Consider the following 11,959-nt stretch of genomic DNA (forward strand, 5'->3'; position numbering starts at 1 on the left):
CCAGGCCGGCATCAAGGATCCTGTCGAAGACGCGGTCGACCACCTCGCGAAGGTCGACGGCGTCTCGGGCGCCACCTCGCCGTACAGCACGACCGTCAAGAACCTGATCTCGGACGACCGCACCGCGGCCATCATCACGGTGCAGCTGAAGGGCCAGCAGACCACCGTCACGGCGGAGACCAAGACCGCCCTGCAGGACGCGGGCGCCGACCTGCAGAAGCAACTGCCGCACGGCTCGCAGGTCGCCGTCGGCGGCCAGCTGTTCTCGCAGAGCCTGCCCACCCTGTCGCTCACCGAGCTGGTCGGCGTCGGGATCGCGCTGGTCGTGCTGATCGTCACGTTCGGGTCGTTCATCGCGGCCGGGATGCCACTGCTGACGGCACTGCTCGGCGTCGGGCTCTCGATGGCCCTCATCTTCATCGCGACGGTGTTCGGGCCGATCTCGTCGACCACTCCCCTGCTCGCCCTCATGCTCGGGCTGGCGGTCGGGATCGACTACTCGCTCTTCATCATCTCCCGTCATCAGAGCCAGTTGAAGGCGGGCGTCGATCCGGAGGAGTCGACCGCGCGATCGGTCGCCACGGCCGGATCCGCGGTGCTCTTCGCGGGCATCACCGTGATCATCGCGCTGGCCGGTCTCGCGGTCGCGAACATCCCCTTCCTCACCACGATGGGCTTCGCCGCGTCCGCCGCGGTGGCGATCGCCGTGCTCGTCGCGCTGACCCTCACCCCCGCCCTCCTGGGCTTCGCCGGGGCACGCATCACGCCGGGGCGCCGGGCATCCCGTCGCGCGGAGAAGCGTGCCGCGCGCGCCGCCACGAACGACGGAACGGCCGCCGCTCCGTCCGCCGAGTCCGAGCCCGCTCCGGTCGCCGCGCCCGCCGCGGCTCCCGCTCGCGCAGCCGCACCCAGCCTCGCCCACGCCGCCACCGCCGAGATCCCGAAGGGGTTCTTCCGCGGCTGGGTGCGCGCGGTCACCCGCTTCCCGATCGTGACCGTCGTCGCCGTGATCGTGGCGCTCGGCATCGCGGCCGTGCCGGCACTGCAGCTGCGGCTCGCTCTGCCGGACGCCGGATCGCACGCTCCCGACGACCCCGCGCGCATCACCTACGACCTCATCTCCGAGCACTTCGGGCCCGGCTACAACGGTCCGCTGATCGTCACCGGCTCGATCATCTCCAGCACCGACCCGGTCGGCCTGATGGACAAGATCGGCGCCGAGATCGCGGAGATGCCCGGCGTCGCCGCGGTCCCGCTCTCCACGCCGAACGCGACGGCCGACACCGGTATCGTCCAGGTCATCCCGACGACCGGCCCGGACGACCAGCGCACCGCCGACCTCGTCGCCGAGCTGCGCGCCAAGCACCAGCACTTCCTCGACGAGTACAAGGTCGACCTGAAGGTGACCGGCACCACGGCCGCGCAGATCGACGTCTCCAACCGGCTGGCCGGGGCGCTGCTGCCGTTCGGCATCCTCGTCGTCGGGCTCTCCCTCGTGCTGCTGACGATGGTGTTCCGCTCCATCGCCGTGCCGATCAAGGCCGCCCTCGGCTACCTGCTCTCGGTCGGCGTCGCGTTCGGCGCCGTCACGGCCGTCTTCGAGTGGGGCTGGTTCTCCGACGCCCTCAACGTCGACAAGACCGGGCCGGTGATCAGCTTCATGCCGATCATCCTGATGGGCGTGCTGTTCGGTCTCGCGATGGACTACGAGGTGTTCCTGGTCAGCCGCATCCGCGAGGACTACGTGCACGGCGGCAACGCCCGGCGCGCGATCCAGAGCGGGTTCGTCGGCTCCGCGAAGGTGGTCACGGCCGCCGCGATCATCATGATCTCGGTGTTCGCCGCGTTCGTCCCCGAGGGCGACACGTCCATCAAGCCCATCGCCCTCGGGCTCGCCGTCGGCGTGTTCGTGGACGCGTTCATCGTGCGCATGACCCTGGTGCCCGCCATCCTGCAGCTGCTCGGCGACAAGGCGTGGTGGATGCCGCGCTGGCTCGACCGCATCCTTCCCTCGTTCGACGTGGAGGGCGACGGGCTGCAGAAGGAGCTCGAGCTGGCCGACTGGCCGGAGAACGGCGCGGGCGTGGTTGCCGCGGCCGACGGCCTCTCGGTGAGCGTGCGCCGCCGCCCCGTCCTGCACGACGTGTCGTTCCGCCTCCGGGACCGCGAGGTCCTCGTCGTGCACGGCGGCGATCGGATGGCCGCCCTCACCCTCCTGATGGCGGTGACCGGACGCACGAAGGCGGACTCCGGGACGATGAAGGTGGCGGGGCTCGTGCTGCCCACCCGCGGGTCCGGCGTGCGCTCGCGCACCTCGGTCGTCCGGCTCGGCGCCTCCGACACCCCCGTCGACGACGTGCGTCGTGCCCTGGCGAGCCGTCCGCAGCTGCTGGCCCTCGACGCCGCCGACACCGTGACCGATCCGATCGAACGCCGCCGGATCCGCGCGGAGCTCTCGGCCGCGCTCAGCCGCGCCCACGTGGAGGACCGGCCGTTCGCCCTCGTGGTGAGCTGCGTCGACCCCACCGGGCTCGACGACATCCTCCCCGACGGCGTCGAGACCGGCACGGTGCTCCTGCCGGACGACCCCACCGCTTCCCCCGACCGCACGGCCCATGCGCCGGCCCACCTCGAGAAGGCGAACGCCTGATGACCAGCCCGTCCCCCCTCCGCCGTCCCGGCTCCCTGTTCTCGCTCGAGCGCATGCGCTCCGACAAGCGGATCACCTGGCTCACGATCGTCGGCATCATCCTGGTCCCGCTCGCCATCGGCGGCCTGCTCGTCTGGGCGCTGTGGAACCCCACGGACCGACTGGATTCGGTGAAGGCCGCTGTCGTCAACCTCGATCAGCCGGTGAAGATCGGCGACCAGACCGTGCCCCTCGGGCGGCAGCTCTCCGCCGGGCTGCTCGACAGCTCGAAGGACAACTTCAGCTGGGTGCTGACCGACGAGAAGGACGCCGCCAGCGGTGTCGCCGACGGGCGCTACGTCGCCGTCGTCACCATCCCGAAGACGTTCTCGAAGGCCGCGACCTCCCCGTCGGGCGAGGCGGCCGACGCCACCCAGGCCACCATCGACGTGCGAACGAGCGACAAGTCGAAGCTCGTCGACCCGGCGATCAGCCAGGCCGTGACCACCACGGCCACCACGGTGCTCAATAAGCAACTCACCTCGACGTACCTCGAGAACGTGTACGTGGGCTTCAACACCCTGCACGACCAGATCGGGCAGGCGGCGACCGGAGCGGACCAGCTGTCGAGCGGACTCACGCAGCTCGCGAGCGGCACGCACCAGCTGAACGACGCGGCCGGTCAGCTCGCGAGCGGGGCGTCCTCGCTGTCGAGCGGCATCGGCCAGCTGTCTTCGGGGGCGAGCGGGCTCTCCAGCGGGCTCGGGACGCTGTCGAGCAATATGACGACGTTCGCGAATGCGCTGACGTCAGGCGCTTCGGACGCTGCGGCGCTCCCCGCGGGCACGGCCCAGCTGGCGGCCGGCACAGCCGGAGTGCGTGACGGGATCGGCCAGACGGCAACCGGCCTCGCCGAGCTCAAGGCGAACTGCGACGCGCTGCACCCAGGAGACCCGATCTGTGCCGGCATCCAACAGGCGATCGATGGGATCACTCAACCCGGCACCGCTCAGAAGCCCGGCCTGCTCGCGGCCGCGACCCAGGTCGCTTCCGGAGCGCAGACGCTGTCCGACCAGGTCGCCCCGCTTCCCGGGCAGCTCGCGCAGTCGGCCTCCGCCGCGCAGCAGCTCGCCGCGGGCACGCAGCAGTCCGCCTCGGGCGCCGCGCAGCTCGCTGACGGCGCCGCTCAGAGCGCGTCCGGAGCCTCCCAGCTCTCGGACGGTGTCTCCCAGCTCGCGACCGGCATCACGCCCCTCGCGACCGGCGCCGATCAGTCGGCGTCCGGGGCGGCCTCCCTCGCCTCCGGGCTGAAGACCGCGGTGGCGCAGCTGCCGAGCTACGACAGCGGCGAGCGCACCAACCTCGCCTCAGTCGCCTCCGAGCCGGTGACGCAGAAGGCGTCGGGCACGGCCGCGTTCGGGTCGACGAGCATCCCGCTCTTCGCGTCCGTCGCCCTCTGGCTGGGCGCGCTGGCCTCGTTCCTGGTGCTGCAGGCCGTCTCGCGCCGTGCGCTGCTGACCTCCCGCGCCGCCGGGCTCATCGCCCTCGACGGGTTCGTCCCGGCCGCCGTGCTCGGAGCCGTCCAGGGCGTGCTCGTCGCCGCGATCATGCAGCCGGCGTTGCACCTCGACGCCGGCCACTGGTTCGGCTTCGCCGGCGTCGCCGTCGGAGTCGGGATCGCCTTCGCCGCGGTCAACCACGGTCTCGTCGCGCTCCTCGGCGGCATCGGCCGATTCCTGTCGATGCTGGTGGTCGTGATCACCCTGGCGTCGGGGATCGTGTCGACGGCGCCCGCCTTCTTCGACGGCGCCCTCCCGTGGCTGCCGACCTCACCCGCGATCACCGCGCTCCAGGGCGTGATCGCGAGCAGTTCGGACCTCTGGCGCGGCCTCGGCGGGCTGCTCCTCTGGGCGGCGTTCGGCTTCGGGCTGGTGCTCATCGCGATCGCACGCAAGCGCGTCGTCCGCGCCTCTCAGCTGCTCCCTGCCGAATAGCCGCAGCGCCGCTCGCGTTCGCGGTCCCGCTCAGCCGGTGACCGCGAGCGCGAGCGTCGCGAGCACGACGGTGACCGGCGCCACGATGGCACCGAGCAGCACGTAGCGTTTCCACCGCAGCTCCACGTCGAACGACGTCAACCGCTGATGCCAGAGCAGGGTCGCCAGTGACGCCCACGGCGTGACGAGCGGCCCCGCGTTGACGCCGATGAGCAGGGCGGCGAGCCGCACCGGGGATCCCGCCACCGGCTCGAGCGCCAGGTAGGCGGGGAGGTTGTCGATCGCGTTCGCGCCGACCATCCCGGTGAGCGAGAGCCGCAGCAGCGCCAGCGGCGACTCCCCGGTCCCCGAGACCGCGGCGAGCAGAGCGCCGAGCCCGACGGCGTGCAACGCCTCGATGAACAGGAACAGGCCGGAGGCGAGCACCACCAGCTGCCACGGGACCAGCCCGAAGCGCAGCACCGAACGCCGACGCACCACGAACACCGCTCCCAGCACGATCGCGGCCGCGGAGGCCGGCAACCAGACGGGCAGACCGGAGACGAGCAGCGGAACGAGGGCGACCACCACGATCGCGCTCGTCGCGAAGAGCACCCGGTCGCCGACCGACTCCTCCTCGCCAGGCTCGTAGCGCACGACGAGCGACCGCCGCGCGATGACGAAGACCGCCATCATCGGCACGACCATCGCGACCAGCGCCGGTGCCCACATCAGAGCCGCGAACGCCGCCGGCGACGGATCACCCATCGCGTGCTGGGCCAGCAGGTTGGTGAGGTTCGAGACCGGCAGCAGCAGCGAGCCGGCGTTCGCCATCCACACCGTCGTGAGTGCGAACGGCAGCGGGTTGAGCCCGGCATGCCGGGCGAGCACGATCACCACCGGCGTCAGCAGGACGGCCGTCGTGTCGAGCGAGAGGAAGATCGTGCACAGCGCAGCGACGAGCACGACGAGCAGCCAGAGCACCCAGGCGCGCCCGCGCCCCCAGCGGGCCGCGCGCTGAGCCACCCAGGTGAAGAGGCCCGCCTCCGCGGCCAGCTCCGTGACGACGGTGACCGCGATGACGAAGAGCAGGATGGGCCACACCCGGTCCCACAGCACCGCGACCTCCGGCAGCGGCAGGATGCCGACGGCCACGGCGATCGCGCCCAGCACGAGCAGGACCGCCCCGACGACGGCTGTGCGCATCCCGACTCCCTTTCCGCAGGGCCGGGTCCCCCCGGCGCCGTAGGCAGCGTACGCTACGGGAAGAGCGAAAGGATGCGGATGCGCAAGTACGTCTTCAACGGCGCGGTGCTCTCGGCCATCATGGGCCTGTGGACCACCATCCAGTCGACCAGGAGCGGGGTGCGGGACTGGCGTGTCCCCCTGCTCTGGATCAGTGCCGCCCTGTCCTTGGCGATCGCCATCGGCACCGTGGTGGAGGACTCGAAGGACGCCGCCGAGCGCGAGGCGAAGCCGCTGGGCTCCCGAAAGGGCTCCTGACCGCGGAATTCCGCTGATCAACCGGCGTGTCCGCGCCGCAGACAGCCCGTTCCTCCCCGACACTGGTAACGACGGAGAGCCAGGGAAGGGGTATCGCGATGTTTGGACGCAGGCGGCACGCCGCGGCAGAGGTTCCGGCGGCGCCGGTCCCTCAGTTGACGGACGCGCAGATCCTCGAGATCGTGCACGGCAAGATCGCCGAGCTGATCGGCGAGAGCGGCGAATGGACGGTCTCGCGCCGTTCGGCCGACGACACCGACACCATCTTCCACTCCGTGCTCGCGCAGTCGGTCTCCGTCGGCATCGCCGCGGCGCTCGTCGACGCGCGCAATCGACTCGAAGCGGGCGAGATCGGCGCGGTCACCGAGCCGCAGCACCTGGCCCCCTCCGAGAGCGCGCCCGTCGCCGCGAGCATCGAGACCGACGAGACCATCGCCGCCGACGAGAGCGACGAGCCGGCCGCATTCGGCTGGGAGCCTGCCCCCATCACCGTCTGGACCGACCTCCGCAAGCCCGTCACCGGCGAGATCCCCGCGATCGTGGAGCGCAACGCCGCCTGACCCGCCGCGGGCTCAGCCGATCCGCTTCCAGGATGCCGGGCCCTCCGACCCCGCGCGGTAGTTCTGCAGCGGGACCTCGTCCTTGCGCCACTCCGTCAAGACCGGTGCCACGATCCGCCAGCAGTCGACCGCGGTGTCCCCGCGCACCGAGAGCGACGGATCCCCGTCCAGGATCCCTTCCAAGACCTCACCGTACGCGAGCAGCTGGCCCGGCCCGAACGAGACGCTCAGCGCCGCGCGCTCGATCTCGAAGGGGTCGCCCGGACCGTTGACGTTGAGCTCCAGCGACATCTCGTCGGGAGCCAGCATGATCCGGAGCTTGGTCGGCTCCTTCGTGCCCTTGAGGCCCTTCGGCACGTGGCGAGCGGGCTTGAACGTCACCACGACCTCCCGCCGCCGCTGCCCCAGTGCCTTGCCGGACCGCAGCGTGAACGGCACACCCGCCCAGCGCCACGTGTCGATCTGCAGGGTCACCTCGGCGAGCGTCTCCGTGCCGCGGGAGGGGTCGACTCCGGGCTCCTTGACGTACGACGGGACCGTCTCGCCCTCGACCTGGCCCGCGGTGTACCGCGCCCGCCTGCTCGACTCGACCGGGCTGTCCTTCCAGACCCGGGTCGCGCGGAGCACCGTGGCCTTGGCGTCGCGGAGGTCGACCGCGTCGAGCGTCGACGGCGGCTCCATCGCCACCACGGCCAGGACCTGCAGCAGGTGGCTCTGGATCATGTCGACCAGCGCACCGGCGTTGTCGTAGTAGCGTGCCCGCCCCTCGAGCGCGAGCGACTCGTCGTAGACGATGTCGACCCGCTCGATGTGGTCGCTGTTCCAGAGCGGCTCCAGGATGCTGTTCGCGAACCGCAGCCCGATCAGGTTGAAGACGGTCGACCGGCCGAGGAAGTGGTCGACGCGGTGGATGCGGTCCTCCGGCACCAGGGTGGCGAGCTGCTTGTTGAGGGCGATGGCGCTGCGCTTGTCCGTGCCGAACGGCTTCTCGAGGGCGAGCGTCAGCCCGCGCGGGAGGTCCATCGTGCCGAGAACCCCGCACGCCTTCGCGGTGATCGCCGGCGGCAGGGCGAAGTAGAGGGCGGGCGCGCCCTCGCAGGCGGCGAAGATGCGTTCGAGGTCCGCAGCCTGCGTGACATCGGCCTGCACGTAGACGGTCTCCTTGAGGACTTCCTCAACCGCCGGCCCCGACGCCTTCATGGTCTTGAACGACGCGCGCACGACGGAGCGCCAGTGCGCGTCCGTCCAGTCCTCGAAGCCGGCGCCGACCAGACGGAACCGTCGATCCGGGTGATCCGACAGGAGCTGGCCGATGGCGGGGAGCAGCAGGCGGGCGGAAAGATCGCCGCTCGCTCCGAGAATCGCGAGAGTGTCGACGGTCTGCGTCATGAACATCACAGTACGGCCATACTGGGGATATGTCGCTCCCCATCGAGGAATACGCCCTGATCAGTGACTGCTTCACCGGAGCGCTCGTGGGCAAGGACGGCAGCATCGACTGGCTGTGCCTCCCCCGCTACGACTCGTCGTCGATGTTCGGCGCCCTCCTCGGCACCGAGGATCACGGCCGCTGGCTCGTCGCGCCCTTCGACGCCTCCGCCAAGAGCACGCGTCACTACGAGGGCGACACGATGACGCTCGTCACGCGCTGGCGCACCGGCGACGGGGAGGTGGAGGTCACCGACACGATGCCGATGGGCGACCATCGAGCCGACGTGATCCGCCGCGTGCGGGGCGTGAGCGGCACGGTGCGAATGCAGCAGGAGCTGCGGATCCGCTTCGGCTACGCCTCCGCGACGCCCTGGGTGCGCAAGGACACCGCCGAGCACCCGTCCGCGCTGGTCGCGGTCGCCGGGCCCGACGCCATCGTCGTGCGCGGGCCGGTGCTCCACGCGACCGATCACGCCCACCACGGGGAGTTCACCGTGAAGGCCGGCGAGATCGTCGACCTCACCCTCACCTGGTTCCCGTCGCACCGCGCGACCCCGGAGGCGCTCGACGTCGAGCACGCGCTGGAGCAGACCCGCACGTGGTGGACCCGCTGGGCCGAGGGCTGCGACCACGACGGGCCGTACCGCGACGAGGTCGTGCGCTCGCTGCTGCTCCTTCGCGCCCTGACGCACCTCGAGACGGGCGGGATCGTCGCGGCAGCGACGACCTCCCTCCCCGAGGCGTTCGGTGGCGAGCGCAACTGGGACTACCGCTACGTGTGGCTGCGCGACGCGTCCCTGACCATCGGCGTGCTGCTCGCCCACGGCTACGACGACTACGTCGACCACTGGCGCGACTGGCTGCTGCGCGCCATCGCCGGCGACCCCGCCGACCTGCAGATCATGTACGGCCTCTCCGGCGAGCGCGACCTGGCCGAACGGGAGCTCACCTCCCTCCCCGGATATCAGGGCGCGCATCCGGTGCGCATCGGCAACGGCGCGTCGACCCAGTTCCAGGCCGACGTGATCGGCGAGGTGATGATCGGCCTCGACCGCGGGCGCCGGCTCGGCAACGGCGAGACGCGGTTCTCGTGGGCGCTGCAGCGCGCGCTGATGGGGTACCTGGAGGAGCACTGGCGGGAGCCGGACCACGGCATCTGGGAGATCCGCGGCGAACCGCAGACGTTCACGCACTCGCGGGCCCTCGTCTGGGCGGCGTTCGACTGCGCGGTCCGCGCGGTGGAGCGCGACGGGCTCGAGGGGCCGGTCGTCCGCTGGCGCACCCTGCGCGACGAGGTCAGGGCCGACATCGAGGCGAACGGCTTCGACCGGGTGCGCGGCACCTACGTGCAGCACTACGGCACACGGGAGGTGGATGCGTCCCTGCTCCAGCTCGCCCAGGTCGGCTACGTCGACTGGGAGGATCCGCGCATGCTCGGCACGGTGCGCGCGATCGAGCAGGATCTGCTGCGCCACGATCTCGTGCTGCGCTACCGCACGGAGCAGGGCGTCGACGGCCTCCCGCCGGGTGAGCATCCCTTCCTCGCCTGCTCGTTCTGGCTCGTCGAGCAGTACGCGCACTCGCACCGGCTCGACGACGCGCGCCGGCTGATGGACCGGCTGGTGTCCCTCGCGAACGACGTGGGCATGCTCTCGGAGGAATACGACGTCGAGGGGCGTTCCCAGGCCGGCAACACGCCCCAGGCGCTCACCCACCTCACGCTCGTGCGGGCGGCGGACGCGATCGCGGCGGCGAGCCGATGACGGATGCGCGACCGACGGAGCGGACCGAGGGGTCGGTCGGCCTCGAGGAGCGCCTCGAGCTCGGCTCGCCCTGGGTCACCATCGTGTGGAACGACCCCGTGAACCTCATGTCGTACGTCACCCACGTGTTCCGCACCTATTTCGGGTATCCCCGCGCGGAGGCCGAACGCCTGATGATGCTGGTGCACAACGAGGGTCGCGCCGTCGTCGCGACCGGCACCCGCGAGGAGATGGAGCGGCACGTGGAGGCGATGCACGACTACGGACTGTGGGCGACGCTGACGAAGGCGGACGCATGAGGCTCTTCCATCCCGTCGGCCACGGCCGCGTCGCCGCCCGCTTCGAGGCGGAGGAGGCGGAACTGCTGCTGCGCCTCGCCACCGACGCCGCCGAGCTGGCATCCGAGGCGGCGATCGAGGACGACGAGCTCCGCAGCGACCCGGCGCTGATCCGGCTCATGCCGGACGCCTATCCCGGCGACCCGGCAGCCTCCGCCGAGTTCCGGCGGTTCACGGCGGACGGCATCGCGGAGCGCAAGGCGCTCAACGCCCGCATCGTCGTCGAATGCCTCGCCCGGTCCGATGCCTCCCGCGTGGACGTCATGCTCGACGAGGCGCAGGCGACTGCGTGGCTCCGCTGCCTGACCGACATCCGTCTCGTGCTCGCCGCCCGGCTCGGGATCGTGCAGGACGGCGACGAGGGAGACCTGCACGACGAGGAGTCGCAGATCCGTCGCACGGTCTTCGACTGGCTCGCCGTCGTGCAGGAGTCCCTCGTGCTGTCCCTCAGCCGCCGCTAGACCGGGAAGCGCACCGCCGCGGCGACGGCACCGCCGCCCGGCACGTCCTCCGCGCGCACGGCGTAGACCTTCGCCTTCGAGGCGAGGGAGCGGCGGATGATCTCGTCCACCACGCCGTAGTAGCCGGGCGCGTCCTCCGGGGCCAGGTCGATCGCGCCCGACTCGTCGTCGACTGAGCCGGGCACGCGGCGGTCGATGTCGAAGACCAGTGCCTCGACGGCGCCGAACGTCGCCGCGCGGGCGATGTCGCTCAGGTCGACGAGGGCCGTCCCTGCCGCGATCCGCGCCTCGAAGTCGTCCTTGAGCTCGTCGGTCTTGCGGGCGTAGACGGCGTCGAGCACGCCGCGTGCCGCCGTGGAGAGCTCCTCGTCGGTCTTCTCCTCCGGGTTGCCGCCGATGGTCTCCTCGACGAGGTGGGGGTAAGTGCTCGCGCCGCGGAAGATGCCGCTGAGCGGCTCCGCAGCGGCGAGGATGAGGGGCTCCGTCGTGTTCGCGAGCAGCGGGTGCAGCGCTCGGTCGATCGCCTGCACGTACTCCAGCATCCGCACCTTCTGACCCTCGGAGCCCTGGACGCGTCCGTCCGGCGAGCGTCCGCTGATCGACGGCAGTCCGGCGGCGGAGGCCACGTCCTGCGGCATCCCCTCGACCTCGACGGGCGTGGGAGGCGCCTCCGCGGCGATCCGGATCAGTCGCACGGAGTTCTGGGCGAGCGCCAGGATGAGCGCGGACTGCGGGAACGTGACGGCGCGCAGCAGCGGCTTCACGTAGAACCGGTCCGCGACCTCGCACGCGCTGTTCAGACGGTTCGGCAGCCGGAACGTCTGCGCGACTTCGCCGTCCAGGAAGACGGCGAGCGAACGGGACTGGTAGCGCCAGAAGTCCCGGTCGTCGAGGATCACCTCCCCCTCCGCCTGGACCGCTTGGATGCGGGCCTTCGCGACGCCGAGCGCCTCGAGCGCGCGCACCGCCTGGCTGAGATGGTTCTTGAGCTCGATGCGCGCGCGGTCCGCCTCGGGCGGAGTCGTGCCGGTGGGCAGGTAGATGCTGACGCATCCCGGCTCGCGCAGAGCGGCGATCCTCTCGATGTCGGCCTTGGTGGGAATGTCCTTGTACTCCACGGTTCCTCCTCGGTCGTCGCCGGTGGCGGTCGTCCGCGACCGGTCCGTTCAGTCTCGCCTCCCGCCACCGGTGCCACAAGCCCCCGAGCACCTGGAGCGGGAACGCCTGTTGACATCTCCCTTCAACCCGCCTACGGTGCGTTAAACCGGTTTAGGTCACTCGCCGGGACACCAGACGAAGGA

The 11,959-nt window shown here is 71.2% G+C and carries 10 protein-coding genes; 7 read left to right on the forward strand and 3 right to left on the reverse strand.

What is annotated here, in order from left to right:
• Both HNR14_RS00005 and HNR14_RS00010 read left to right on the forward strand, forming a co-directional pair.
• On the forward strand, positions 1–2,650 hold a 2,650-nt coding region (locus HNR14_RS00005; protein ID WP_179699275.1), incomplete at its 5' end, for an MMPL family transporter.
• On the forward strand, positions 2,650–4,623 hold the full coding sequence (locus HNR14_RS00010; RefSeq protein WP_179699276.1) for a YhgE/Pip family protein: 1,974 nt from the start codon (positions 2,650–2,652) through the stop codon (positions 4,621–4,623). The genes HNR14_RS00005 and HNR14_RS00010, both read left to right, overlap by 1 nt.
• 30 nt (positions 4,624–4,653) lie before the next feature.
• On the opposite strand, the gene HNR14_RS00015 is transcribed toward HNR14_RS00010, so the two are convergent.
• Positions 4,654–5,808, reverse strand: a complete 1,155-nt coding sequence (locus tag HNR14_RS00015; protein WP_179699277.1) for an SLC13 family permease — start codon at positions 5,806–5,808, stop codon at positions 4,654–4,656.
• A gap of 78 nt (positions 5,809–5,886) precedes the next feature.
• On the opposite strand from HNR14_RS00015, the gene HNR14_RS00020 reads away from it, so the two are divergent.
• Complete coding sequence (locus HNR14_RS00020) at positions 5,887–6,105, forward strand: hypothetical protein (protein ID WP_039921017.1); 219 nt, start codon at positions 5,887–5,889, stop codon at positions 6,103–6,105.
• Between the two features lie 155 nt (positions 6,106–6,260).
• The gene (locus HNR14_RS00025) at positions 6,261–6,665 is read left to right on the forward strand and encodes a hypothetical protein (protein ID WP_246311492.1); all 405 of its coding nucleotides are present in this window, start codon (positions 6,261–6,263) and stop codon (positions 6,663–6,665) included.
• A 12-nt stretch (positions 6,666–6,677) separates the two neighbouring features.
• Here the strand turns inward: HNR14_RS00025 and HNR14_RS00030 are convergent, their stop codons facing one another.
• Positions 6,678–8,054: a glucose-6-phosphate dehydrogenase gene (locus HNR14_RS00030; protein WP_179699279.1), complete on the reverse strand. Its 1,377-nt coding sequence runs from the start codon at positions 8,052–8,054 to the stop codon at positions 6,678–6,680.
• 29 nt (positions 8,055–8,083) lie between these two features.
• Between HNR14_RS00030 and HNR14_RS00035 the strand changes: the two genes are divergently transcribed.
• Genes HNR14_RS00035 through HNR14_RS00045 form a run of 3 tightly spaced genes read left to right on the forward strand, consistent with a single transcriptional unit; the run spans position 8,084 to position 10,658 of the window.
• Entirely contained in the window at positions 8,084–9,859 is a 1,776-nt protein-coding gene (locus HNR14_RS00035) for a glycoside hydrolase family 15 protein (RefSeq protein ID WP_179699280.1), read from the forward strand.
• A complete protein-coding gene (clpS, locus tag HNR14_RS00040) occupies positions 9,856–10,158 on the forward strand; it encodes an ATP-dependent Clp protease adapter ClpS (protein WP_179699281.1) in 303 nt (100 codons plus the stop codon). The genes HNR14_RS00035 and clpS overlap by 4 nt, the downstream gene beginning before the upstream one ends.
• Entirely contained in the window at positions 10,155–10,658 is a 504-nt protein-coding gene (locus HNR14_RS00045; RefSeq protein WP_179699282.1) for a DUF2017 family protein, read from the forward strand. The genes clpS and HNR14_RS00045 overlap by 4 nt, the downstream gene beginning before the upstream one ends.
• Here HNR14_RS00045 and HNR14_RS00050 read toward each other — a convergent pair.
• Complete coding sequence (locus tag HNR14_RS00050; RefSeq protein WP_179699283.1) at positions 10,655–11,776, reverse strand: baeRF8 domain-containing protein; 1,122 nt, start codon at positions 11,774–11,776, stop codon at positions 10,655–10,657. The two genes, HNR14_RS00045 and HNR14_RS00050, sit on opposite strands and share 4 nt — an antisense overlap.
• Between the last annotated feature and the right edge of the window lie 183 nt (positions 11,777–11,959).

The organism is Leifsonia naganoensis, from assembly GCF_013410615.1.
Classification (GTDB): domain Bacteria; phylum Actinomycetota; class Actinomycetes; order Actinomycetales; family Microbacteriaceae; genus Leifsonia; species Leifsonia aquatica.